Origin of the sequence: Neobacillus kokaensis (genome assembly GCF_014656545.1) — a bacterium.
Taxonomy (GTDB): Bacteria; Bacillota; Bacilli; order Bacillales; family Cytobacillaceae; genus Neobacillus; species Neobacillus kokaensis.
Map to the genome: position 1 here is coordinate 1 of NZ_BNDS01000021.1, position 25,811 is coordinate 25,811.

Sequence of the window (25,811 nt, forward strand, 5' to 3'; positions counted from 1 at the left end):
TGACTTGGCTGTTGAAAAGATATCCAAACATCCTTAGTTCTCTTCATCCAGGTGGCGGCCGTCCTCCCTACCATCCCAAAATGATGTTAAAAGTGGTCCTCTGTTCCTATATCAATCGTATCTATTCATCTCGCCAAATGGCAAAACAACTGCGTGAAAATATTTATTTTATGTGCCTATCTGGCAGCCAAACTCCTGATTTTCGTACAATAAATCGTTTCCGTTCTAAACGCATTAAGGACGTTATTTACGAGACGTTTTTTTTCCATTGTCGATTTACTTTGCCAAGAAGGGCTCGTAAAACTTGAAGATTACTTTTTCTATGGAACCAAAATTGAAGCCAATGCCAATAAATATANNAAGTTGGATGAGAAATTCCAACAAATCATTTTATCTATTGAAGAATGGATGTTGGACTGTATTCGGGCAAATAAAACATAACCGGGGTTTCAATCGCTTTTCGTTAAGAGGCCTTTCCAAAAATATCACGGAATGGGGGCTTATTTGTGTTGCCCATAATTTAATGAAGTGGGAATCAATAACTAAAAATCAGTTAAAGGTAGCAGAAGAATAAGGGAAAAATAAGGGAGGATTTCCCCCTGGGGGGAGTAAATCTTTAAAATCTAAAAAATAAAATGGATGAAAAAGGAAACTAACTCAAAAGAGTCGTTATTCAACGACCTTTTGAGTCAGCCTCATTTATTCTTTTTACTAAAATCTGTACAATAAGTATTGAATACGAATGAAAGAGGAAAATGCATGAAAATTGATGTACCTAAAATCTCTGATGAATTTTCTTTGAGGAATTTTCAAGAAATTTATTATGAAGAGGATCGAGAATTAGAAGATTGTAAAGTTATTGACTGTGTATTTGAAAATGAAGCACCGGGAAGAGTGCGCTTAGCAAATATGATGATAAAAAATTGTCGGTTTACTAACACTGATTTTCAAAACATCGACATTACGGACGTTATTTTTGAAAACTGCGATTTATCCAATGCTAATTTAAGTAAGTCATCTATTCATAGGGTGGAATTCAAAAACAGCAAATTAGTAGGTGTGGATTTTACAGAATCGCGTTTTGGAAATGTCCAATTTAAACATTGCGTATTAAACCTGTCGGCATTCGGAGAATCTAAGCTTGAGAAAGTAATATTTCAAGAAACCGCATTAAAAAACTCAGATTTCTATGACTGTAAACTCAAAAACCTTGAGTTCAAAGCTTGCAGCTTAAATGGGATAAACTTTGATCAAACATCACTCAAAGGAATCGATATCAGCACATCGACTTTTGACACACTTACGGTAGCAATGAATGATTTAAGAGGCTGCAAGGTCTCATCCTATCAGGCCATACAATTTGCAGCACTATTGGGATTAGTTATTAAGGAGTAAGTAAGCCGTTTTGGTGCCTGTCTAATTTCCCAGGTGTCAGGCACCAATTTTTTATTCAAATTTTTTTAAAAATAAAACCACTTCCAAATAGATCTTGACAAAACAGTATAATACCCATAATTCCCCGTTCAGTCCGTAGAAAAGTCGGGGTTTTAAAATGAATAGCTATGAAAAAAATTTAACCTAAAATTAGTACCTACTACTAATAATTGATGTTAAAATAAAGAAAATAAAAATTTTTTAAACAAGGTGGTTTTTAAATGCATAATTCAAAGGCTCGAATTACAGCCATCGGTTCCTACGTTCCTAAAAGAACGCTGACAAATAATGATTTAGAAAAATTAGTTCAGACAAATAATGAATGGATTATTCAACGAACTGGTATTAAAGAACGTAGAATAGCACACCAAAATGAATATACAAGCGATATCAGCTATCAAGCTGTCAGGAACTTAATGGAACGATACAATCAATCAATAGATGATGTAGATATGGTAATCGTCTGTACCATGACTCCAGATTTCAAAACGCCAAGTGTAGCTTCATTAGTTCAAGCCAAACTGGGTATTAAAAATGCCGGTGCAATTGATTTAAACACCGCTTGTTCTGGGTTTACCTATGGGCTTCATGTCGCAAATGGACTAATTACTGCTGGTTTACACAAGAAAATTCTTGTAATTGGTGCTGACACTATGTCCAAAATTACAGATTATGAAGATCGGTCTACCTGCATTTTATTCGGGGATGGCGGAGGAGCGGTGCTTGTTGAATTAGATGACCAACACCCAAGCTTTCTTTCGACGCATGTTAGTTCAGAAGGGGAAAAGGCAAAGAACCTCTATTGTTCAAACCTATCCCACAGCATGTTTGAAGAGGATTTAAAGAACAACGGGAAGCTGATTCAAAACGGTCGTGAGGTGTACAAATGGGCGGTTACCACGGTGCCAAAAGGAATACAAAAAGTAATGGAAAACACCTCAATAAGATTTAGCGATGTGGATTGGTTTGTACCGCATAGTGCAAATTTAAGAATGATTGAATCCATTTGCCAAAAAGCAGACTTTCCAATTGAGAAAACATTATACAGCTTAGTTGATAATGGCAATACTTCAGCGGCCACGATCCCGTTATCACTCGATAAAGGCGTATTGGAAGGAAAAATCCAAAATGGGAACAAGATTCTTATTTATGGCTTCGGCGGCGGTTTAGCACATGCTGGGTTACTGATTGATTGGGATTTAAGGTAAAGGCATACAAGGAAGTTGATAAACGAAATGAAAATGATTGATGCCCATATTCATTTAGATCAATATAAAGATAAAGAAGTTGAGCTAATCCTGGAAAATTCAAACTGGCTTGAAGCATTGCTAACCGTTTCAACTAACCTTGAATCATGCAAGCGAAATCTTCAATTATCTAAAAAATATCAACTGATAAAGGCAGCATTTGGGTTTCATCCGGAGCAATGTCCGCCTGCGGAAGAAGAGTTTTGCAAGCTTATGCAATGGATGGGACAGCATCAATCGGAAATGGCAGCTGTTGGTGAGGTTGGCTTGCCGTACTACTTAAGAATGTCCAAAAAGGTATCCCCTTCCCAGAACGATCAATTTGTAGAATACCTTGAAACGTTCATAACAAAGGCAAAGAAATGGGATAAACCAATCATTTTACATGCAGTCTATGACGATGCTCCTATTGTTTGCGATCTTTTAGAAAAGTATTCTGTGTCAAAGGCCCATTTCCACTGGTTTAAAGGTGATGAAAATACAATTTCAAGAATGATAGAAAACGGATATTATATTTCCGTAACACCTGAGATTGTTTACAAGGAGAAAATTCAAAAGCTGGTTCAAAGATATCCATTAGAGCAAATAATGATTGAAACAGACGGTCCATGGCCATTTGAAGGACCTTTTACGGGCAAAATGACACACCCAAAGATGATGATGGAATCAATCTCTATGCTTGCAAAAATAAAAACCCTTTCGGAAATAAAAGTTGCTGAAAGAGTTTTAGCAAACACGAAGAGATTTTATCGCATATAGAAATTGGTGTCTGACACCTAGATGCTCAACAGAGGTGTCAGGCACCGATTTTATTCGTGAATTTCTTCTTTACCAAAGCAACGGATAAGAGTAGTATCGGAATTAGCAGCTGAATTGTTAAGAAATAGATAGGTACCGTAGTACCCATGCCTTGGATCATTTCCTCAAATGAGGGGATGGACCAGACGGAAAACAGAATAATTAAAAACCCAATGGGTAAAACAAATGGTTTATAACTAGGCAATGTAAGCCATTGCGAAGTACCAAGAGCAAGCATGTAAAAAAAAGAGGAAAGCTGGACGAAACCGCCGAGAACCCATACGGCGATGACAATGGACTCAATATGTTCAAAAAAAGAACCGATACTGATAAATCTTGCAGCCTCAAACACGGGAAAATGGAGATTAGTAATGATTGATCCAAATAAAAAAAGATTCCCAAGATTGATAAATACCATGGTGAAGACACTAGTAATGAGCGAAACCATTCCCCATTTCATGACTTTTTGTTGATTAGTTAAAAACGGAAGCAATAACGACAGCAATGAAAATTGACTTAACCATGCATGTGGTGCGAGGGATCCTTTAATGGAAGGCATCACCCCGTTTTGCATGATCGGCAAAATATTTTTGACATTCAAATCAGGAATAAGAAGGACATAAATCAAGACATAAAGAGCAATAACAATCGGCATAAAAATCATAGCGCATCGTCCGATTGTTTCAATGCCCCCATGAACGGCTATCGCACAAGACAGGGCAATACTACCCGTAACTATGATGATGGGTGTTTTATGTAAAAAAGCACTTTCAATAAATTCTCCATACTCTCTAAATGCGATGGCGGTATCATGTAATAGAAAGAATAAGTAAATGAACGCGATCATTTTCCCGAAGGTCCGTCCGAGAATAAGTTCACAATATTCGATTAGTGTTTTCCCAGGAAAAAGCCTTGAGAGTTTTACAATTATTATGATAATTAAAAAACCGCTCAAAGAACCCCATATCGGAGAAAGCCATAAATCACGCTTTGCATCCTGTGCTGTAACATATGGAATGTAAAGAATGGCTGTGGCGACAACGGTCGCATACATAATGAGAGCGAGCTGCAAGTGTGATATTCTGCCTTTTTCAATCATGATTGTTCATTCCTTTTCTGAAAGGAGTCTTTTACCAGAGCGGTTTAAATGGCTTATAGATGAATTCAATTAATTGTCCAGGTCCTGGCATTTCCGGAAAAATAATAAGTAAAACAGCTAGAACCCAATTTACCACCATCAACGAAAAAAAAGCTATTTTTACTTTTTTCTTATTTTTCTTCAATTTAGGCCATTCGTACAAGAAGATCAGCACTAATATTATCGTTACCCCTGTTATTTCGCCAATCTTCATTGTTCAACACCTCTTTTACGTTTTCCAGTTGCCAAACCGGTTCTTTTGATCTTTACATTGGTATCAAATGAAATGGCCACTTGTGGGAAGATTTCATTCCACTTATCTTTCTTTTGTTTCCAAATTTGTGGATATTTTCTTTCGAATACATCAGCAAAACCGACAATATCCGCGTTCAGCTCTTTCTGGATGATTGAAAAAGCTAACCGTTCACGATCCTCAATTTCCTGAACAATCTTTTGCTCAGCTCTTTTTACAACTTTTGGGTCGAAAAGATTTAGCTTTGTTGAATTTTGGATGACCTCTAGATCCGCATTTGTTTTAATGTGCATTCTCCAATTGCCATTCTTGATGGAAGGGATTAATTCATTATGGCTTCGTAATAGATTTAAGGAGATGTAGCCTTTTTCGTTATTAAATGAAATTGTAATCACACCAGATTTGATTTCATTTCTTGGCCAAAGAATCCCCCTAGTTTCTTTATCATCTAATCTTCCCACCATTTTTCCATCTTTAAAAATAGCTGTTCCATTAATAATTGGAATCGCATTTTTTTTATCCATCATTGATGGGTCTAAATTTTCAACCCAAGGGAGTACGGCTGCATCGGATTCACCTGACAGCATTTGCGCCAAATCTTTCACCGTTACTTTCACGCCAATATGTGTTTTGACGATTTTCCGAAGTTGTTTGGAGGCGTCTTTTTCCAATTCAGGCATTGCCTTCAAAACCGTCTTGGATCTTCCTTTGGACACAAACAAATCAGCTCGTATCCGTGGCTCTGAGTGGCGCATCCAGAAATCAATTTGGTCCCGTATTCCTTCTTTTGCTAATTTTTCGCCAATAATGAGCACTTCATTTTGCCCCCAAAAGATTTCCCTCGTGAGTTCCTCCTGAAGTCGTGCCATTGCATCAGCAATAGTTTCTCCCTCAGCAGATCTTACAAATGATTGGCCTGCGCCGCTTCCACTAGACATTCCAGATTGTTGCCCGCCTTGTGCGGGCTGCGGAATATATATTTGAGCTGAGAGTTCGATATTATTTTTTTTGCCTTTATCAATACCTGTTGCCAAAATGAGTGCTAAATCATTCACCTCGGCACGGTCCCAGCATCCTGTTAGGAAAACAGAGGTAAAGCCTAGATAAAGGATTAAAGTAAAAGTCTTCTTTGCAGATCGGATCATTGAACTCAACTTCCGTCGCCACCTTTGCTTTGACCCGGCTTTTGGTTACTGGATTCACGCCTTAAGAAACTAGTACCTTGGGAAAATAAGTCTGGCCGGGTATCCATTGCCCACCACGGTGTCCGTATCAAGACATCCTTTAAATTGTGAACCTTAAGTGGCGCAATTGAATTGAAGTATGGCACACCAAAGGATTTTAGCGTACACATATGTGCGACAATAGCGGTAATTCCAAGCATAACACCTAATAAGCCTAACATTCCGGATAAAATCATGATTGGGAAGCGCAGGATGCGAATCGAAATGCCGGTTACATACCGTGGCATTAAAAACGAGGCGACACCTGTAATGGCCACCACCATAACCATTGGTGATGAGACCAATCCAGCCGCTGTGGCAGCTTGTCCAATGACCAGGGCACCGACGATACTAACTGCAGCTCCCACTTGTTTCGGCAATCTCACACCTGCTTCACGCAACGCCTCAAACGTGATTTCCATGATAAACGCCTCAACCAAAGCCGGAAAAGGAATTTGTTCACGGCTTTCAGCGATTGTTAAGAGCAGTGTGGTAGGAAGCATTTCTTGATGAAACGTTAAGATCGCCACATACGCTGAAGGTGCAAGTAAAGCGATAAAAAAGAATACATAGCGCAGCCAACGAATAAAGGTACTAATGTAAAACTGATTATAATAATCTTCTGGTGCCTGTAAGAGAGTTGCGAACGTACAAGGGGCGATTAACGTGATTGGGGTGCCGTCAATCATGATTACAACACGCCCTTCTAAAAGACAGGCAGCAGCGACATCCGGTCGTTCCGTTGTTAAAACTTGTGCGAAAGGGGATAACGGGTGATCAATAATCATTTCCTCAATATAACCGCTTTCTAAAATACCATCAATATTGATTCGTTTTAGCCTGCTGGTGACTTCTTCAACCAAAGTGTTATCGGCAATTCCTTCAATATAGGAAACGATGATTGGTGTTTCAGTGTAACGTCCAATATCCATTTGTTTCATTTTTAATAACGGATGGCGAATTTTTCTTCTTAAAAGGGAGGTATTGACTCGTAATGTTTCAATAAAACCTTCCCTCGGACCACGAATAACTGATTCCGCGTCCGGCTCCATGATACTGCGCTTTTCCCACTTCGGCAGCCCAATTGAAATTCCCTTTGTTTCTCTTTCAATCAGAATAATCGGGTTCCCAATTGAAATTTGTTTAAAAACATCAGGAATAAAGGAAATTTCCTTGAGATCAGAAACGGATATTACCTTTTTCGTGCTCTCCAATATTGAATTGTAATCAAGGTCTTTCATTCTAAAAAGCGGCATTAACACATGCTGATCGACCTCTTCAGTATTCGATAGACCATCAATGTATAGAAGAACGGCATTAACACTGCCAGCAATAAGAAATTCACGAATTACCACATCAGAGCAATCTTTATAGGCTGATTTTAGGATGTCGATATTTTTATTTAAATCCGGATTAAGAGGAACTTCCGGTAATGTATCCAACGATTCATTCAGTTGTTTTCTTGGAAAATCAAATTTCTTTTTCCCATTCCCCATAAATTTCATTAACTGGTTCCCCTTGGCACGTATTTATCGTTATTTTTTGCACATTCAGTGGGGATTATGCTAGCATCTGCGTAAAATAATAAAATATGAGGAAAAATATGGTATAATCAAAGAAAAAGAAAAGGAAGTTTGTATGGTGTTAAATAGGATTCAGAACCGTCATATTTGGCTGTTTTTATTTCTAATGGTATTGGGAGCAAATTATTCTTTGTACCATACATCATTTGGGACTCAAATCATACCTGAAGAAACCCAATGCTATAGTCATTGCTTCAATGATTGATTTAGCGCTAGTTGCGCCTATTTTCCTGATGGCGTGGAAACGAAAATTAGAGTGGAAGAGTTTAATCGTTGGAATTGCAGGAGGACTTATTTTGGTCCGCTTTCTTATTCCAATAGAGTATTTAGCTCCATTTGAAGCTGTAACCTGGATTGGTTTTGCTGTTGAAGGCGGAATGTTGTTATTAGAAATTTTAATCATTGTGACACTAGTAAAATATTTACCGAGTATTAATCGTTCTGTCAAAAATAGTTCGCTGCCGGTGATATTTGCTTTTTGGAAAACTGTGGATAAGCTAGTGAAGCCGCTGCCGATTATTCGAATTATTTGTTCAGAAATGCTCATGTTTTATTATGCTATTGCTATGTGGAGAAAGAAACTCCCGACCGGTACGAATGTGTTTACCCTGCATCATAAATCAAGTTTATTTGCGATGCAAATCATGCTGATTCATGCCGTAATCCTCGAAACGGTAGGTCTGCATTGGTTCTTTCATGAAAAATCAATTATTTTATCTATCATATTGCTGATCATTAATGTTTACATCGTGTTTTTCTTAATTGGTGATATTCAAGCAGTCCGCCATAATCCAGTACTGGTAACGAACAACAAGCTTTATCTTTCACTAGGGTTAATGAAACGAATGGAGATTCAGTGGACTGATATTGCGGAAGTCATCGAAGAACCTGAACAATTAAAACAAAAGCTCTCTAAAAATACAATTGATTTTATAGCTCGTGACTTTGAAGAAACCCATCCTGATGTCATCTTGAAATTAAACTGGCCTATTCCAGCAGCTCTCATCATGGGTATGAAAAAAGAATTCGATCAAGTTGCAATTCGAGTGGATGATCCATTACGATTTAAAGAGATGATAAAGGAGAAAACGGCCAAATCTATAAACTATTGTAAACCGGATGTTTATGATGTTGAAGGCGAAAGTAACTAAACTATAAAGATTTCAACTATTGTGGTTGAAGTCTTTTTTATATTTCAAAATACATCCAAAGTCTGAGAATTTGTGTTGTTTGACATAGACCAAATATCGAAGAAAGTTCCTCCATACTCATGATTTAGGATGTTTTTAATTCTTATATACTTAAGTCAGTTAATAAGATTCCTTGGAAAAAGGAGGAATATATGAAATGTCAATCAATCTTTTTTCTCTAACCATAACATTCAAAAAACGTGAAATCAGTCTTGATGAAGCTGTCGAGCAAGAGAGAATCGACAATCTATACGAACAACACAAGAACCGCCAATTTTCGATGTACCGGATGATATAAGCAAGCATTTTGCAGCAGTTTTTTCCTGGAAGCCTGCTGCTATGGGACAAAATGAGTTGTGGATCTGATGTATTGTCCTATATAAAGCGATACTGGACAAAACCAGCAATGAAATGGGTAAAACTGTCCCATAGGAAAGCTCTATGGGACAGAACCAGTAGTGAAATTAATGAAATTATCCCATAGCTGTGTCATAGGTCTAGAAACTTTCCATATTGGTGCTCGTGATGAAGTATAAGAAAGGTCACTTGAGAAAAAATAAGCAAGGATACGTAGGAATCTTTAATTAAAATGAATAAGGTGATCAGCTTGCCGATATTACGAGAAGTTGGGGAAGGTCTTTACTATTCAGTTTACGGTGAAGGGACGCCTCTTGTATTTATCCATCCTCCATTACTGACAAGTGCCAATTTTAAATACCAAGTGGAGGAGTTATCGCAAAAATTTCAGGTTATTACTTTTGATATTAGAGGGCACGGGAGAAGCACATTTTCCAAGGAACCAATTACATATGGAATGATTACCAATGATATTACACAGCTATTAGATCACTTGGGAATAGAAAAGGCAGTTATTTGTGGCTATTCAACGGGAGGAAGCATCGTATTAGAATTTATACTTAATCATAAAGAACGAGCTTTAGGAGGCATTATCATCAGTGGAATGTCCGAGGTCAGGGATTTTTATAATGAAAAAAGAATCATTATTGCAAAGCTGCTTGCAAAAATAAGAGCGAAAAAGCTGCTTGGTTTGGTTATTACATTGGGAAATGCAAATACATTTGAAGTTTTTAAAAATATGTACCGTGAATCGCTAAAAGGGGATATCCGAAATATCACTCAGTATTTTAAATGTAGTTTACATTATAATTGTACACACCAATTACCTAGCATTGTGTCACCGATTTTATTAATCTTTGGGAGTAAAGATAAAGTCTTTCATCAATATGCGGAAATTTTACATGAACAGCTGCCAAACAATGAATTAAGGATAATCCAAGAAAAACATCAAATTCCAACAAAAGCAGCGAAAGAGTTAAATCAAATGATTTATGAATTTGTTGGGAAATTACAGAAATAAAAAAGGATTATTCCAATGTTTCGGAATAATCCTTAAAACCTTGCCCTCTGTTTATTCCGTGTATATTTTTTGAACGCGACCAATCTTTCCATCCGTTAATCTGACCTTGATGCCATGTGGATGGTTACTTGATTTGGTGAGAATATCTTTTACAACCCCATGGGTAAGCTTGCCTGTTTTTTGGTCTGCTTTTAGTACAATATCAACCAGTATACCGGGTACTACATCTTTACGAAATTGTCCGTTCATTACACACCCATTTTTCTCCGAGTATTACTTGTTTTTTTTGTTTGCTGGCTTTTCATTTTTTTTGTGGAAAAATCGGAATTCTTCTGTCCGTTAACGGTAGAATTCTGTTTCTTTTTGTTTTCTAGCTGCCGCTTCATGGCCTCTTGCAAGCTGACTTTCTTTTTTTGTTCTCCGTTTTGATTATTCTCATTCATAGGAATTTCCCTCCATAAAATACATCTTAGTCCAACAAGTATAATCTATTTTAGGGTATTTGGGAAAGTGGGATTGGTATTAAAATAAAAAGCTTTTAAAGCGGCCGAAAAATTCTGCTAACTAGCGGGGTCCAAATCGGTTCGATTCGTCTAATTAAGTACGTTGTCATATTTCCTATAATCGCACTTCCTAGGATATCTGAAGGGTAGTGCTGTCCAGTCCAAATTCGTGAAACCCCAACTAGCACAGACAAAAGCCATAATAATGTACCTGCTGCCCGATGGTAAACAAATACAGAAGCAGCCACGGCAAAAGCAAGAGTAGTATGTTTGCTTGGAAATGATGAGTCCTTTTTTGATGGAAACGGCGGTAATAATTGAACTCCATGGTTAACATAAGGGCGAGGTTTAAAAGAAAAAAGCTTAATTAGAAAGCAAATGATATAGGTTACTCCAGCGGAAAGGCCAGTATATGCAGCCATTTTCTTATAATCATTCCGTTGAAAGCAGAGTAAGATTACAGCCAAAAGATATACAAACCGAGCCTTTTTTGAAATCAGTACCATAAGAGTATCTAAGAATTTTGATGAACCTGCATACTGATTAATGGATCTAAACAATCGCATATTCATAGCAAATGTCTCCTTTTTCTAACGTTAACCAACATTGCTAGTATTACCGAAAAACAGTGAAATATGTGCTATTGAACTTAAGTTCTATCTGGTAATCTTTTAGATAGAATCGGCAATCATTTTTTGAAAAGGAGGAGATAGCTGAATTCACGAAAGCAGCGATAACTTCTATGACATGAAGATGATATACTAAAATTAATCTTATTTGTCTAAAGGAGACTAATAGTTTGGAGGCAAAAATGAATCAACTATTAATCAAAGAGATGACCGAGGCCTATGCAACAGAAATTCTAAACTGGAAATATGAAGCACCATATGATTTTTATGATGTTGAATATTCTAGCGCAGCTTTAAAAGAACTGCTTGAGAATCCCTATTATGCAGTGATTAATTATTCCAGCGAATTAGTTGGCTTTTTTTGTATTGGCGAGCCTGCACAAGTACCGATCGGTGTCCAATACGGTGCCTATCAAGATGAATTCGTTGATATCGGAATCGGCTTGAAGCCTGAATTAACAGGCAAAGGCAAGGGTGCAGCCTTTTTAGCGTTTGTTATTAACCATATTCAAGAAAAATTTCATGCACCGATGCGTTTAACCGTCGCAACATTTAATAAACGAGCAATTCGACTTTATGAGAAATTTGGGTTTGATAAAGTGGTTGCGTTTAATAGTCGGGGAACTGAATTTATCACGATGGTTAGAGAATTTTAAAAGGAGTTTCTTACAGTTTTTTTATATGTATCATGTCACTACCCCTTTATTTGATGACCGGGACTACATAAGAGGAGGTTATTCTTCCTTGTTACATTAACTATCTTTTCATTATTTCATTATAAAAAAATAGGGATTAGAAGTTAAAATCTTTTTTAATTTGGAAAGTATCAAACAAAAAATCTTCCTAAAAGACGGAAGATTTTTTATTTTAAATTGGGATATCCTTGCTGGCGTAATGCCTCGTACACTAATATAGCAGCTGTATTCGAAAGGTTCAGGGAACGAACATGCTCATTCATTGGTATTCTTAAAAAATGATTTTTATGTTTTTCTAGTAAATTTTTTGGTAATCCCGTTGATTCTTTTCCAAACATAAAATAATGTTCCTTTGAAACATCACTGAAATCAAAGGAGGAATGTGTTTTTTCACCAAACGTCTCAATATAGAAAAACTCACCATGATTTTTTGAAAAAAAGTCATCCAATGAGTCATAATACGTTATGTTTACAGACTGCCAGAAATCTAAACCTGCTTGTTTTAACATTTTTTCATCTGTGGAAAAGCCAAGTGGTCGGATTAAATGCAAGGCTGTATCCGTTGCGGCACAAGTGCGTGCAATATTTCCAGTGTTAGCCGGAATTTCTGGTTGATATAGTACAACATGTATTGCCAAGAATGGTCACCTCAATCTTTATTTTACCATTAAAAATTATAGCATACAGATTGTGAAGAGATATACTTACTTAACGGGGAGCTTTAACACGATAAGGAATAAAGAGCTAAAAATAGCATGTTTAAGCGCTAATTGCGTTTTATTGAAAAGACAGTGGTATTAACAGGGGATGTATACGTAAATATTCTTTTATTTTGTTTTCTTATCGGATAGATGTACCCGAATACGAAGGTTTTGAACAATTCGAGTAGTTAGAACCCGCCTGCTTACTTAAATCACCAAACAATTCCTTTTTTCAAAATTAAAGTTAGGTTATTCCTTGAATTATAGCAGGAACAGTGGGGCAGCCCCCCTTAATATTTTTACTTTAAAACAGCGGAGGACTGACCCATTTTTAGAATTATTTGCTTTATAAGTCAGCTACCTCCTGCAGGAAATCCTCGGTCGAAACGACATTGGCATAGATTCCGTTAAGCGCACTAATAAAGGCATATTGAACATGGTCGGCCGGGACTTTCTTTTCTTGGTATGACAAATCTCTTGTCGCACATGCATCTTCAATTAGGGTACACTCAAAACCAAGATCTTTTGCAGCTCTTACCGTGGCATCAATGCACATATGTGTCATCATACCGCAAATCACGAGCTTGGTTACACCGTTTTCTCTTAATTTGCTTTCTAATTCCGTCTTTAAAAAGCTGTTAGGTGCATGTTTAATAATAATACTTTCATGTTCCAATGGTAATACAGCTTCATTTATTTTAACTCCTACTGTGTTTGGGAGAAAGAAGCCTGCTCCTTCTTGAAGCGAGATGTGCTGAACATGAAAAATAGGATTATGTTTCTGTCTAAACCATGCAAGTAGTTTAGCCGCATTTTCTGCTGCTGTTACTGGATTGCTTAATTCCATCTTACCGTTAGGAAAATAGTCATTTTGAATATCAATTAAGATTAAAGCTGTGCTCATTTTTTTCACCTCATCAATAATAAAATATAATAAAATTATAAATAATCTTTGGTTGATCATCGATACTTTAATGAAACGTTTTTAGATCAAACCATTTCATGGTGAAAGGAATTTATATATGGAGCTTGATAAAATTGATTTTCAAATTCTTCGCATTTTAACGGAAAATTCGCGTATTCAATGGAAAGACTTAGGGGAACAAATCCATATGACCGGGCAAGCGGTCGGGAATCGTATAAAAAAACTGGAGGATAGCGGTGTCATTAAAGCCTATACCCTAATAATCGATGAAATGAAATTAGGACTGGACTATACCGGTTTTGTCGTTGTTTATTTGAAAACAGCCAATCATGAACAGTTTCTTCGTTTTATTCATGCTCAAAATGAGGTAGTAGAAGCACATCGAATAGCAGGGAAAGGCTGCTACCATTTAAAAATTAAAGTGGAATCCCAAGAACAATTGAATTCTTTTCTTAATAACCTTCTTGACTATGGGAATTATAGTTTAAATCTTTCGATACAAAAAATTAAACAATGCAACCCAATTGCAGCCAAATTACAGTGAATTGTTTTTGGGATGCTAAAGAATCAAAATTAGAGTTTCATTATAGGAAAATATTTTAAAAAATGTAATTAGGAGCGGAATTCAATGAGTCAACGAAAGTTAGTATTATTTATTGCTCAAAGCTTGGATGGCTATATCGCCACAAAAGATGACTCTTTAGATTGGTTATTTAAAGTTGAAGGCGAAGGAGATAATGGATATTCAGAGTTTTTAGCAACGATTGATACCGTCTTTATGGGGAAAAGAACCTATGATTGGTTAATGGAAGAGGTAAAAGGTGACTTTCCTTATATAGATCAACATTGCTATGTTTTTACCAGAAATCCGGTAGAAAATAATGAACATGTAACATTTATCAACGAGGATATTGTGACTTTCACTTCCAAATTAAAGAAAGAACAAGGGAAAAATATATGGATAGTGGGAGGAGGAGATTTATTATATACATTTTTAAAAGAAAAACTCGTTGACGAACTGTATTTGACGATAGCACCAACAATCATAGGAGATGGTATTCCTTTATTTAAAGAAGGAGATTATCAGTTAGAACTTTCTCTTAAAGGTACTAGAACCTTTAATCAATTTGTTGAATTACATTATATCGTAAAAAAATAATTACAACATGTTTAATTATCAGGGGATTTTTTTCAATAAGAAATGTTCTCGCATTTAAATGATATAGGTTTATTTTTTATACTCTTCCTATTTTAATTATACCATACAAATAATGGTTAATATAGACTGTTTATTCCCATTTCCTGCTGGTAAAATCAATAGAACATTCATGGTTAGGAGAGATGTAGAATGAGTTCTTTGGCTCTCGGTTTTCAGGAAATAGAAAAAACACAGCTGTTGCTTGTTGGCGGAAAAGGGTTGAATTTAGGGGAATTATCAAAAATTCACGGAATACAAGTACCTGAAGGATTTTGTGTTACAACAGTGGGATATCAAAAAGCCATCGAACAAAACGAAACGTTTCGAGCATTGTTGGATCAACTGTCAATGCTAAAAGTAAAGGATCGTGATCAAATTCGAAATGTAAGCAGGAAGATTCGGCAAATTCTTATGGAAGTAGAAATTCCTTTCGATATTGTGTGCGAAGTTTCTGACTTTCTCTCTCGGTTTGGCGAGGAACATGCTTATGCAGTGCGTTCTAGTGCGACTGCTGAGGATTTACCAATTGCCTCTTTTGCCGGTCAACAAGACACCTATTTAAATATCATTGGCAAAGAAGCCATCTTGCAGCATATCAAAAAATGTTGGGCATCCCTATTTACAGATCGAGCGATAATTTACCGTATGCAAAACGGATTTGACCAGAGAAAGGTTTATTTATCCGTTATCGTTCAAAGGATGGTCTTCCCACAGGCTTCAGGGATTTTATTTACCGCTGATCCGATTACCTCTAACCGAAAGCTGCTATCAATCGATGCCAGTTTTGGACTTGGAGATGCACTGGTCTCTGGCTTGGTCTCTGCCGATTGTTATAAAGTACAGGAAGATAAAATCGTTGATAAGATGATAGCAACCAAAAAATTGGCTATCCATGGTCGAAAAGAAGGCGGGACAGAGACCTTGTCGATTGATCCTGGTCAGCAAAAGACTCAAACACTTACTGACCAACAAATTTTACAATTAGCACGTATCGGAAGACAAATTGAAGCTCATTTTGGCTGCCCACAAGATATCGAATGGTGTTTGGTTAATGATACTTTTTATATTGTCCAGAGCCGGCCAATCACTATTCTTTTCCCCATCCCTGAAGCGAACGATGAAGAAAATCACATTTATGTATCTGTCGGACATCAACAAATGATGACCGACCCTTTGAAACCATTGGGAATGTCTCTATTCCAGTTAACATCTTTTGGACACAGGTTTAAAGCCGGCGGAAGGTTGTTTGTGGATGTCACACATCAACTGGCTTCACCTGACAGCAGAAAAATGTTATTAGATGCCATGGGACAACACGATCCGCTCATGAAAGAAGCACTTATAACCATAATAGAGCGAAGAGATTTCATAAAATCGTTAACAAATGATAAGCAAGAACAGAGTTCCGGTAAAAGCAATAAAAGTGTGTCGTCTGCGAATTCTCAAGCACAAATCGAAAACGACCCTGCAATCGTTTTTGATTTGATTAAGCGCAGTCAAACATCCATAGAGGATCTAAAACAAAATATCCAAACAAAATCAGGGGCAGATTTAATTGATTTTATTCTAGAAGATATTCAGCAATTAAAGAAGATTTTATTTGACCCACAAAGTTCAGCTGTATTTATGGCTGCTATAAATGCTTCATCATGGATCAATGAAAAAATGAACAAATGGTTGGGTGAAAAAAACGCGGCAGACACGCTTTCTCAATCTGTACCCAACAATATTACTTCGGAAATGGGTCTGGCACTATTGGATGTCGCAGATGTGATTCGTCCTTATCCAGAAGTAATAAATTATTTACAACATGTAAAGAATGATAATTTTTTGGATGAACTAGTTAAGTTTGATGGTGGACAGGAAACCCAAAACTCAATAATAGCTTATCTCAGCAAATACGGAATGCGATGTGCCGGAGAAATCGATATTACTAGAACTCGATGGAGTGAAAAACCAATTACACTTGTCCCCATGATTCTGAGTAACATCAAAAATTTTGAGCCTAATGCAAGCAAACGGATTTTTGAGCACGGGCTGCAGGAGGCTTTGAAAAAAGAACAAGAGTTATTAGATCGATTGAAGCAATTACCGGATGGTGAACATAAATCCAAAGAAACAAAACGAATGATCGACCTAATCCGGAATTTCATCGGGTATCGTGAATATCCAAAATACGGCATGATCAATCGCTACTTCGTTTATAAGCAGGCTTTACTCAAAGAAGCTGAACAACTCATACAAGCGGGTGTCATTCATGAAAAAGAAGATATATACTATCTCACTTTTGAAGAACTCCGTGAAGTCATACGCACCAATAAATTGGATTACAAGATCATCAGCAAACGAAAAGACGAGTACAAATTATATGAAAAACTAACTCCCCCACGTGTTATCACATCTGATGGTGAAATCATTTCAGGTGAGTACAAACGAGAAAATGTCCCAGCCGAAGCTATTTTAGGCTTACCAGTTTCATCAGGAATTATAGAGGGACGGGCACGTGTGACCTTAAAAATGGAGGATGCTGATTTAGAAAATGGAGATATATTAGTCACTACCTTTACTGACCCTAGCTGGACACCTTTGTTTGTATCCATAAAAGGCCTAGTCACCGAAGTTGGTGGACTGATGACCCATGGAGCGGTTATCGCACGAGAATATGGCGTACCAGCAGTTGTGGGGGTGGAAAATGCTACCAAACTCATAAAAGATGGGCAACGAATTCGCGTACATGGAACAGAAGGATATATCGAATTATTGTAATTCCTTAATACTTCCAAATTTAAACAGTTGTAGCACCGCTATCTTGCTTTTTGTAATCATCTCGACGCTTGCTGCTACTTCTTTTTTCCTTAAAGACCATAATGTCTTAACACCTAGGTGAAGTAAGTAAACAGATCATTTAAATGCCAGAAATATCCGTTTTGAGGTAGAAAAGCATCATTTAACTTATTTGGCTAAATTTTGTCATAACAAGACCAACTTGAGCAAGTATCACATCCACAACCAATGCTCCTTTAAACCAAGTCTCGGCTTCTCCATTGCGGATTTGCTTTGTTATCTATCGGTTAGGCTTGCTTTTTTCTTAAAGGATGCATCGGAATACAAAATCGATACCAAAGATTAGATTAAGCGTATTACTGATACGTTTGAGTAAGAAAATTCTTCAATGGCAGGATCAAATGATATAATGAAGTAAATTAATTGAAAGGTGTGGACAAATGTATATCACAGACCAGGCTCGTGATGTCTTGAAGCAAGTGTTTCAAGACAGCGATGCCAATAACATCCGTGTTTATTTTGCAGGCTATGGCTGAGGAGGGCCAAGTGTAGGACTGGCTCTGGAAGAACCGGATGAAAAGGATAAAGTATTAACTATCAATGAAATATCAGTCTCAATTGAACCAGAGATCGAGCCTTATACGGAAGACCTTACTCTTGATTACAATCAAGAGGCTAAGGCAATCGTATTGGTAGGCAACCAAAGTGAATGCTGTTAGCAGGTTTTGGGAAGTTGGTTATATATAATCAACTTCCCTTTTTCTATATACATAACAGATAGATTTGAGGTTAGTTAAGTGTCAGGTTCATCTCATCCTTAAATTGTAAGATATGATAGGTGGTCTTGGGTGAATGCAAAGAGTTCGTAAGATAAAGAACAGTTATTATGTTTTATCAAAATAATTTTTTTAAAAAATCAACGCTTGTCCAATCATTTTAATTTTCAAAGCATATTTTATCATTGAGAGACAAAGATCTCTCACGCCATTGCCTACACCGCAGTATAGTACCTCCTTCAGATTGGGATACCTCCTGAGAAGCGTATCGTTCGTTTGATACGCTTCTTATCGTTTCACCGGACACACGTATTATTGGTAGAAGCATTTACATCAAACTTTGAAATTTACCTTGCTAAAAATAACTAGAATAAACACAACCCATCGATCTGCCTGACTGAAATGAACAAAAATCTCGTCCATAAAAATAACGGTGCCTATATATATTTAAGGGAAGTTGGCTACTTAGACAACTTCCCCTTTGCTTTATTCTACTTCATTCCCTTTCTTTTCAAAAAAGTTACTACATTAATTTGCTAGATGTGTAGTTTGGACGCCAAACCTTATTCAAAGAAGCCTCATATGTTAGAGGCATTTTCAAGGAATTACCACCAAAGGAATGGGAAGATTGGCCAGCAAAATGGAACGAAACAACACCTCCAAAAACCACCAAATCCATAACCGTCATTTTTATCGGATTTACCGGTAGAATTTAATTCGATAACCTCCATTCCATCTTCTCTTACTTTGACTACTCTTCCAACTACCCATTCTTTGTTATCTTTTTTAAAACGAACTAATTCCCCTTCCAAGTGAAGAGCCCGTTCATAATTTAATTCCAAAGTGGAGTCCCCTCCTTTCTATATTAGGACTTACTATAGAGTATGGAAAATGTCACAAATTGAAAGGGGTGATTATACTATAATGGAATAATATTTATAAAAAATGCAGTTCAGGCGTCTTGTTTATAGACTTTTTAGACAAGAGAAGAGTGCAAAACCATCATGAGTAGCCATCCTGACTGTTGTAAACTGCTCTCAAATAAATAAGACAGTTCCAGTTATTGGATGGATGCCAATTGGAAAGTGGACCATGTTGTCCTACGTGAATAAAAAGAATGCGTAGTATAAGGAAGGGATACTATTAAAACGGCTCTTAAATAACCGCAATAAACAAACGAAGGAACAGCATAGATCCCTCGTTTGTTTTTTTATGTTACTATTAGACTTTTTAGTGATAATTTTTTAAGAAATGAAGAAAATAGAACTTAGGAAAGGAGGGAATGCAATTGTCTGTTAAAAAGTGGTTTACAGGATTGTTTGTATTGCTTGCGATGATTGTAGTAGTGACAACTCCTGGCTCAATCACCGTATTTGCTAAATCTGGCATCGTAACGCAGCCTATGGAGACGGTGAAAGCGATTGAGGTCGAGTTAAACGATGATTATTTTAATCCTAACGCCATCACTATTCCTAATGACAGAACGACAACTTTGATATTGAAAAACAAAGGTAAGAAAGAGCACACCTTCACAGTGGAAAAGCTCGGAATTGACGCCGAAGTCCAGCCGGGAAAAGAAACTACCATTACCGTAAAACCGACTACCCCCGGTACATATGAATTGATATGTCGCTACCATTTAAACAAAGGAATGGTTGGGAAAGTAATAGTCAAATAACAAGCAAGGCCCAAATCGGGTCTTGCTTTTTTTATAGGTACGGTACGCTAATTGGTTTATTATAAAAACCACGGCTTCATTATAACAGTTTAGATCCAGGGAAGAGAATTTATTGTTTAAATTTATTGAACAAGTTCAAAAACAGTACCTTGGTTAAAATCAGTCACTTTCATCGAGCCGTAAACCCCTAAAAATACTCTATTTTGATTGAGATTCGTTCCCAAACTAACATAATATGCTGATTGCGACCCAAAATTATAATCAGTTTCAATAATACTGAAATCATTTAGTTTACCATCTGTTCTTACCCTGGTATAAGCTAAAACCCCTCTGGCCGGAGATTTATCATCCCGGGCAAGATCGGTAAATACCACGCTTCCCGTTAAATCGGGGATACTATTACCCATATAGGCTTGCACTCCTGTTAGGGCAGTACCGCCAAACTTATCGGGACGGGGATCTTTATGATAATAACTCGTTAAAGGCTGAAGACGACTCACTGATGTTTTAATTGCTTCATCGTAATACGCTATTGTTTTCTCAGCCAAAACAGGATTTTCTGCGCAGCCTCTAATAAGCGTAGTAGGAAATGCACCTTCCCAACCCCGCCAGCCAAAGTTAATAAATCCTTCTAGGTCAGTTTCAGACGCCAATAAAGAAGTTTGAACAAGCTGAGTAACCGGTATTGGTTTATACTGGACGAATGAAAAAATCGTCTCTGCCAAATCCTGTCCGACATTTCCTACATATTTAATATATTGATTATAAACCCTTTGAAATTGAATGCCTGGTATATTGCGAACCCCTTTGGCAATGACCGTAAGCGTTTCCTGAATAGGGACGGGAAGTTCATTAAAACGTGTGACTACGGGTGGATTATCGATAAATCTATCCTTACCAACGTCAATTTCAATGATTTTACCGGCTATTTCCATATTATCCTGGCTTAAATTAAATGGATCATAGCCTGCTCCGCCATCTCCGGTTGTTAATACAAGTTTTCCAGTTTCAGGTGAAAAGTTTAAGCTATTGACACCATTATGATTAAAAAATGGTCTTCTTAAGTTAAGTAATGTCCGTCGTTTTTGTGGCTGCCCATTTGTTTGTAAAATCCATTCTTCAACTGTATCAATATGATCATATTGATTTTCTCTATTGAGCCACCTTAGATTTAAGGTTCCGGGATCACACGGGTTAGGTCTAAAATGTTCAGATAGGGCACCTGGACCTTGTGTTCCGGCTACTGAATAATGAAGATAAAACAGACCGTTATAAAAAAATTGGGGATGAAACGCAAGCCCCAGTAAGCCCCGCTCATCATAACCACGACCAGAAACGCCTTGTTCAGACGTACCTAGTCTTAAAATCAGCGGTCGAATATCTAAAAAAGTCCTTACACTTGAATTTCCTATGTAAAAGATCTCTCCTACTTGGGTTGCAATAAATAATCTTTCCATTGAGTCACCCGGAGGTATAGCTGTTTTCATAACAGTAGGTAAATTTATCTTGCTAACGATGGGGCGTAAACTGACCTTAATCTTTTTCACCTAAGTGCACACTCCTTCCAATCGTTTTTTTTATAAGAATATGATTAGAACTGCTCTATTAGTACCTAGATGCCATTGTGGATAGGAAAGCAAAAAACCTTACATACAATGACCCTGTAAATATTAAGTCCTTTATACCAGTTGATTCATAGAGCAAAATTGCCGGACGCTGAAAACATTAAACTACTAATCTAGGTTTCAAATGAGCCAAAAATGTCTATATAAGGAATATCAAGTCTCTATCCTTTGAAATGAAGAGTTTAATTGTCCTGAACATATTATTTTTTAGCAATAAATTATCTAATCGCAGGAGGTATTTATATGGAAGAAGCCTTAGTTCGAAACTTTGCAGTATGGGAAAAATCCATGATTCAACTTCGCCCTTCACATTCTCTTGAAGACATATATGGTAAGGGGATTATTTATAACCCGAAACTATATGATACAGATTATTCGCATTTTTCCCAAGATCTTCTATCATTAGAGGTACTAACTGGAAGAGAATTTTGCGTTATGGAAGAAACACCGATAATATGCCATGCTGCAACAGCTGCACCAGAGACATTATCCCTGTTGGAAGAAGCGGGAGTGAATGTTCCATCGATTCGATACATTTACAAAAATGATGATGAGTATAAACGGTTGCTCGATAACCTTAAAATGCAAAACAAGAAACTAATCTTTCAGTATCCACATCCTTCAGAGGATATCTCAAAAGATATTTATTGGATTGAACCTGCACTCCACGCCTATTTGTGTGATAAAAGAAATATTCCTGAACTCGTTCCGGAAGGCCATTTTCCTAAAAGGAGGCTGATGAGCTTTGAACAAATTCTTAAAGAAAAACCGGCGCTTCCATTTGTTTTAAAAACAGGGGACGGACGAGCAACATCAGGTGGATTCGGTGTTTTACTTGTAAATAATGAAAAACAGCTTTATGAAATCGATGATACTTTTGGTGACTTATCCCAACTCATTGTCGAAGAATCCATTGATTATGATCAAAATATTTCTGTTCATTATGTTGCAGATCAATATGGTAAAGTTAATTTTTTAGGTATGTCTGAACAACTTGTCAGTAAAGCAGGGAATTTTCGCGGAAGCTGGATTTCAACAGACATTGATGACAAATTTGCTGAAATTGTGGCTGTGGGCAATAAAGTAATGGAAAACATAGTCGAAAAGGGGTATGTTGGTTTTGCTGGTTTTGATGTCCTCATAAAGGGGGATCAATTTTATTTTATTGATTTAAATGTTCGTTTTAACGCATCAACCTGTGGATTATTATTAATGAAAGATATACGGAATAAATTAGGAAAAAAAGTCGTTCGCCTCTGTAACTTTGAATGGTTGAACGACTTTAAGAGCCTAATTCTAGTGATGAAGAAATATGTGTCTAATCAACAAATAATCCCTCTGAGTTTATTACATGCCAATCAATTCTCGGAAGGCAAACAAAAAGCAATCGGGTTAGTAGCTGCGCATTCAGTCGATGAAGTTGAAAGTATTCTTTCAGAAATGAGTAACGAGGGCCTACTTGTAAAAGAGTAACAGTGAAGGATTTAACGCTCCCCGACAGACATCTTCTATCTCAATGAAGAGAAGGACGTGTCCCAATATAGTATTCTAGAAGCCGTTAAGATTATGATTTTAACGGCTTTTTTAATTTTAAAAAGTGAACTAAAGCTAAGGAGGGTTCATTCTTAGGACAAAGTTTAATAGAAAAAAATAAAGCCTCTAAAGAGAGGCTTTTCTGTCCGTTAATTTATGGTATGTTTAGGTTTGTTGCACTAAGCGGACAAGCATATGAGCCAGTTTATGCTGCTCTTCCTCAGTACCTACGTTCCAAAGCTCCTGTAATAAACGTTCCTCGGAATTTTTAGGAGGTTCCTTTTCCGCAAGGTAAGCAGCTACTTTCTGAGCAGAGTTGGCTAACTGCTCTTCATCCATACCTAATTTTTTCCCTAAACTAACTTTACCACTAAGATATTCCCGGAAATCATCAAAACTAGTTAAGGCATCTCCGTTTTTGTTAATCTGGTTTTCTATCTTCTGCTGATCTAACTGATTATCCATGAAAAACACTCCTTTTTAATTGATTAAATGTGCTTGTCTAATACATTCCCTATGTCATTCTAAATAAAACCTTATAAATAGCTATTTTGTATAAAAGGTTCCACGCCGATCAAGTAATAATATGAAATGATTCCTTTTTCTTGGTAATTACTTCCTATAAAATTTAGTCTCACGGGACCTTCCTCTTATTTACAATTTGGATATAGATTAGTATATTCTAATTATTCTGAAAAAATGGAGAGGGTTCAAATGGGAAGATTATATAACAAATTGATCGTTTTCTTAACGGCTTTAGTATTAGTTTCGGGACTGTACGCAGCTCCAGCTAGTGCTGCTGATAATTCAGCGAGCCCTGTTGCTGAAAGAGTATTAGCAGTAGAGATTGAGGAAGCAACGATAGTTGAATTGCAGCATGCGATGCAAAGGGGAGTCTTAACATCTGAGGAACTGGTTCAATTCTACCTAGATCGAATCGAGGAGTACGATGACAGCATTAACTCTATCATTCAAGTTAACGAGGATGCATTGGAAGAAGCAAGGCAGCTGGATAAAGAGCGAAAAGCGGGAATGGTTCGCGGTTCCTTGCATGGAATACCAGTTATTTTAAAAGATAACTATGATACATACGATATGCCAACTACTGCCGGATCATTGTCGCTTGAAGGTTCCATTCCTTTAAAGGATGCGTATCAAACGAAGAGATTAATAGATGAGGGTGCCCTCATCATAGGGAAGGCAAACCTGCATGAATTTGCTTTCGGATTCCAAACTATTAGTTCCCTTGGCGGTCAAACCTATAATCCATATGATGTAACTAGATACCCAGGTGGTTCAAGCGGTGGTACAGCAGCAGCCGTTGCCGCAAACTTTGCCACTGTTGGTTTAGGAACAGATACGGGCGGGTCGATTCGAATCCCTTCATCCTTTAATAATTTAGTAGGACTTCGTCCGACAATGGGACTTGCCAGTCGTGATGGTATCATTCCGCTTGCCTTATCTCAGGATGTAGGGGGACCGATGGGCCGTTCGGTTGAAGATGTGGCGGTCGTGCTCGATGCAATTGCCGGCTTTGACCCGCAAGACCCAGTTACTGAAGCAAGTATTGGAAATGTTCCAAAAACCTATACGCATTATCTTAAGAAAAATGGATTGAAGAAAACACGGATTGGCGTGATTCGTGCGCTGTATGGGAATGATTCTCAGGTCATTAAAGTTATGGATCGAGCCATTTCGGACATGGAAGCGCTTGGTGCAGAAGTGTTCGAAATAAAGGTTCCAAATCTTAATCAAATTCTTTCTTATCCAAGCTTAAGCGGATACGAATTTAAGTTTCAGTTAAATGATTATTTGGCCAAGCTTGGGCCGAATGCGCCTGTAAGGACGCTATCCGATATTATTGAAAGCGGGAAATTCCATCCTAGCTTGGAGAGTGGATTAAAATCTCGTAATGAAATCGAATCATTAGAAAATAATGAGAGATACCAAGACATTATCACAACTCGTCCTAAATTGGCAAAGGAGAGCCTAATGTCAGTGTTTAATGAACATGCTCTTGATGCGCTGCTCTACCCAACTTCAAGCGCATTGCCAGCAGAGGTGGGCAAGAGCCAAGGTGCCGGTAATGCCAATCGCTTAAGTGCTTACTCGGGCTTCCCTGCGATATCGGTTCCTGCTGGCTTCAGTGACAATGGTCTTCCCGTCGGCCTCGAACTATTAGGAAAAGAATTCGACGAGCCTACTTTAATTAAGCTTGCCTATGCTTATCAAGAAGGAACTAAGCACCGAAAAGCACCCGAGCTAGAATAATACCTTTCTAGAATAGGGTTATTCCAAAAGATTCTTTGTAAGTCGTGAAAAAAGTTATCCATATAAAAACTCCTATTGTAGATTGTTGGGCCATTAAAAACAGGTCTTCTACATGGGAGTTTTTTTAATGATTCATGAACGGACATTTTTTTTTATAAAAAAGAAGGGAGCAGCCATAAGTTGACTTATTTATTAAAGTAGGGAAAGATTATATTTAGTAACCACATTGAGTTTAATTCAAAGACTTCA

The 25,811-nt window shown here is 37.2% G+C and carries 26 protein-coding genes and 1 pseudogene; 15 read left to right on the forward strand and 12 right to left on the reverse strand.

Annotated features, from left to right (window positions below; translation table 11 throughout):
- The 5 genes and pseudogenes from IE222_RS19170 to IE222_RS19190 form a co-directional block, all read left to right on the forward strand.
- Positions 1-405, forward strand: a pseudogene (locus IE222_RS19170) (transposase); the annotation flags it as partial.
- Positions 368-574 carry a transposase gene (locus IE222_RS19175; RefSeq protein ID WP_370465069.1) on the forward strand — a complete coding sequence of 69 codons (207 nt, stop codon included), beginning with the start codon at positions 368-370 and terminating at the stop codon, positions 572-574. The pseudogene IE222_RS19170 and the gene IE222_RS19175, both read left to right, overlap by 38 nt.
- A gap of 185 nt (positions 575-759) precedes the next feature.
- Positions 760-1,395 (forward strand): pentapeptide repeat-containing protein, encoded by a 636-nt coding sequence (locus tag IE222_RS19180; protein ID WP_191275634.1) that lies wholly within the window; start codon positions 760-762, stop codon positions 1,393-1,395.
- Between the two features lie 260 nt (positions 1,396-1,655).
- Positions 1,656-2,642, forward strand: coding sequence for a ketoacyl-ACP synthase III (locus tag IE222_RS19185; RefSeq protein ID WP_191275635.1), 987 nt, complete (start codon positions 1,656-1,658; stop codon positions 2,640-2,642).
- Positions 2,643-2,669: 27 nt separating this feature from the next.
- The gene (locus IE222_RS19190) at positions 2,670-3,440 is read left to right on the forward strand and encodes a TatD family hydrolase (RefSeq protein WP_191275637.1); all 771 of its coding nucleotides are present in this window, start codon (positions 2,670-2,672) and stop codon (positions 3,438-3,440) included.
- A 37-nt stretch (positions 3,441-3,477) separates the two neighbouring features.
- On the opposite strand, the gene IE222_RS19195 is transcribed toward IE222_RS19190, so the two are convergent.
- Genes IE222_RS19195 through IE222_RS19210 form a run of 4 tightly spaced genes read right to left on the reverse strand, consistent with a single transcriptional unit; the run spans position 3,478 to position 7,598 of the window.
- A complete protein-coding gene (locus tag IE222_RS19195; protein ID WP_191275639.1) occupies positions 3,478-4,578 on the reverse strand; it encodes a GerAB/ArcD/ProY family transporter in 1,101 nt (366 codons plus the stop codon).
- 31 nt (positions 4,579-4,609) lie between these two features.
- On the reverse strand, positions 4,610-4,831 hold the full coding sequence (locus IE222_RS19200) for a hypothetical protein (protein ID WP_191275641.1): 222 nt from the start codon (positions 4,829-4,831) through the stop codon (positions 4,610-4,612).
- On the reverse strand, positions 4,828-6,015 hold the full coding sequence (locus tag IE222_RS19205; RefSeq protein WP_223282820.1) for a Ger(x)C family spore germination protein: 1,188 nt from the start codon (positions 6,013-6,015) through the stop codon (positions 4,828-4,830). The genes IE222_RS19200 and IE222_RS19205 overlap by 4 nt, the downstream gene beginning before the upstream one ends.
- 5 nt (positions 6,016-6,020) lie before the next feature.
- On the reverse strand, positions 6,021-7,598 hold the full coding sequence (locus tag IE222_RS19210; RefSeq protein ID WP_191275645.1) for a spore germination protein: 1,578 nt from the start codon (positions 7,596-7,598) through the stop codon (positions 6,021-6,023).
- Positions 7,599-7,972: 374 nt separating this feature from the next.
- Between IE222_RS19210 and IE222_RS19215 the strand changes: the two genes are divergently transcribed.
- The 3 genes from IE222_RS19215 to IE222_RS19225 all read left to right on the forward strand — a co-directional run bounded on the left by IE222_RS19215 (position 7,973) and on the right by IE222_RS19225 (position 10,244).
- Positions 7,973-8,827: a beta-carotene 15,15'-monooxygenase gene (locus tag IE222_RS19215; protein WP_308435614.1), complete on the forward strand. Its 855-nt coding sequence runs from the start codon at positions 7,973-7,975 to the stop codon at positions 8,825-8,827.
- Positions 8,828-9,023: 196 nt separating this feature from the next.
- Positions 9,024-9,164, forward strand: coding sequence for a YrzI family small protein (locus tag IE222_RS19220; RefSeq protein WP_191275647.1), 141 nt, complete (start codon positions 9,024-9,026; stop codon positions 9,162-9,164).
- Positions 9,165-9,473: 309 nt separating this feature from the next.
- Positions 9,474-10,244 (forward strand): alpha/beta fold hydrolase, encoded by a 771-nt coding sequence (locus IE222_RS19225; RefSeq protein WP_191275765.1) that lies wholly within the window; start codon positions 9,474-9,476, stop codon positions 10,242-10,244.
- A gap of 51 nt (positions 10,245-10,295) precedes the next feature.
- Here the strand turns inward: IE222_RS19225 and IE222_RS19230 are convergent, their stop codons facing one another.
- From IE222_RS19230 to IE222_RS19240, 3 genes are all read right to left on the reverse strand, one after another.
- Positions 10,296-10,493, reverse strand: coding sequence for a YwbE family protein (locus tag IE222_RS19230; RefSeq protein ID WP_191275649.1), 198 nt, complete (start codon positions 10,491-10,493; stop codon positions 10,296-10,298).
- Positions 10,493-10,687, reverse strand: a complete 195-nt coding sequence (locus tag IE222_RS19235) for a hypothetical protein (protein ID WP_191275651.1) — start codon at positions 10,685-10,687, stop codon at positions 10,493-10,495. Before IE222_RS19235 ends, IE222_RS19230 begins: the two co-directional genes overlap by 1 nt.
- Positions 10,688-10,782: 95 nt before the next feature.
- Complete coding sequence (locus IE222_RS19240; RefSeq protein ID WP_191275653.1) at positions 10,783-11,319, reverse strand: phosphatase PAP2 family protein; 537 nt, start codon at positions 11,317-11,319, stop codon at positions 10,783-10,785.
- A 239-nt stretch (positions 11,320-11,558) separates the two neighbouring features.
- Here IE222_RS19240 and IE222_RS19245 point away from each other — a divergent pair, with 239 nt between their 5' ends.
- Complete coding sequence (locus IE222_RS19245) at positions 11,559-12,032, forward strand: GNAT family N-acetyltransferase (protein WP_223282815.1); 474 nt, start codon at positions 11,559-11,561, stop codon at positions 12,030-12,032.
- A 206-nt stretch (positions 12,033-12,238) separates the two neighbouring features.
- On the opposite strand, the gene trmL is transcribed toward IE222_RS19245, so the two are convergent.
- Positions 12,239-12,709, reverse strand: a complete 471-nt coding sequence (gene trmL, locus IE222_RS19250) for a tRNA (uridine(34)/cytosine(34)/5-carboxymethylaminomethyluridine(34)-2'-O)-methyltransferase TrmL (protein ID WP_191275654.1) — start codon at positions 12,707-12,709, stop codon at positions 12,239-12,241.
- Between the two features lie 409 nt (positions 12,710-13,118).
- Positions 13,119-13,676: a cysteine hydrolase family protein gene (locus IE222_RS19255; RefSeq protein ID WP_191275656.1), complete on the reverse strand. Its 558-nt coding sequence runs from the start codon at positions 13,674-13,676 to the stop codon at positions 13,119-13,121.
- 118 nt (positions 13,677-13,794) lie between these two features.
- Here IE222_RS19255 and IE222_RS19260 point away from each other — a divergent pair, with 118 nt between their 5' ends.
- The 3 genes from IE222_RS19260 to ppsA all read left to right on the forward strand — a co-directional run bounded on the left by IE222_RS19260 (position 13,795) and on the right by ppsA (position 17,661).
- Entirely contained in the window at positions 13,795-14,241 is a 447-nt protein-coding gene (locus IE222_RS19260) for an Lrp/AsnC family transcriptional regulator (protein WP_191275658.1), read from the forward strand.
- A gap of 84 nt (positions 14,242-14,325) precedes the next feature.
- On the forward strand, positions 14,326-14,856 hold the full coding sequence (locus IE222_RS19265; protein WP_191275660.1) for a dihydrofolate reductase family protein: 531 nt from the start codon (positions 14,326-14,328) through the stop codon (positions 14,854-14,856).
- A gap of 189 nt (positions 14,857-15,045) precedes the next feature.
- Entirely contained in the window at positions 15,046-17,661 is a 2,616-nt protein-coding gene (ppsA, locus tag IE222_RS19270; RefSeq protein ID WP_191275662.1) for a phosphoenolpyruvate synthase, read from the forward strand.
- Between the two features lie 1,399 nt (positions 17,662-19,060).
- Here the strand turns inward: ppsA and IE222_RS19275 are convergent.
- On the reverse strand, positions 19,061-19,297 hold the full coding sequence (locus IE222_RS19275; protein WP_191275664.1) for a hypothetical protein: 237 nt from the start codon (positions 19,295-19,297) through the stop codon (positions 19,061-19,063).
- A gap of 446 nt (positions 19,298-19,743) precedes the next feature.
- On the opposite strand from IE222_RS19275, the gene IE222_RS19280 reads away from it, so the two are divergent.
- The gene (locus tag IE222_RS19280) at positions 19,744-20,133 is read left to right on the forward strand and encodes a cupredoxin domain-containing protein (RefSeq protein WP_191275666.1); all 390 of its coding nucleotides are present in this window, start codon (positions 19,744-19,746) and stop codon (positions 20,131-20,133) included.
- A gap of 122 nt (positions 20,134-20,255) precedes the next feature.
- Here IE222_RS19280 and IE222_RS19285 read toward each other — a convergent pair whose 3' ends face one another.
- On the reverse strand, positions 20,256-21,680 hold the full coding sequence (locus tag IE222_RS19285; RefSeq protein ID WP_191275668.1) for a PQQ-dependent sugar dehydrogenase: 1,425 nt from the start codon (positions 21,678-21,680) through the stop codon (positions 20,256-20,258).
- 321 nt (positions 21,681-22,001) lie between these two features.
- Here IE222_RS19285 and IE222_RS19290 point away from each other — a divergent pair, with 321 nt between their 5' ends.
- On the forward strand, positions 22,002-23,231 hold the full coding sequence (locus tag IE222_RS19290) for an ATP-grasp domain-containing protein (RefSeq protein ID WP_191275670.1): 1,230 nt from the start codon (positions 22,002-22,004) through the stop codon (positions 23,229-23,231).
- 225 nt (positions 23,232-23,456) lie between these two features.
- On the opposite strand, the gene IE222_RS19295 is transcribed toward IE222_RS19290, so the two are convergent.
- Positions 23,457-23,756, reverse strand: a complete 300-nt coding sequence (locus IE222_RS19295) for a DUF3243 domain-containing protein (RefSeq protein WP_191275672.1) — start codon at positions 23,754-23,756, stop codon at positions 23,457-23,459.
- A gap of 249 nt (positions 23,757-24,005) precedes the next feature.
- Here IE222_RS19295 and IE222_RS19300 point away from each other — a divergent pair, with 249 nt between their 5' ends.
- Entirely contained in the window at positions 24,006-25,562 is a 1,557-nt protein-coding gene (locus IE222_RS19300; RefSeq protein ID WP_191275674.1) for an amidase family protein, read from the forward strand.
- Positions 25,563-25,811 lie beyond the last annotated feature (249 nt).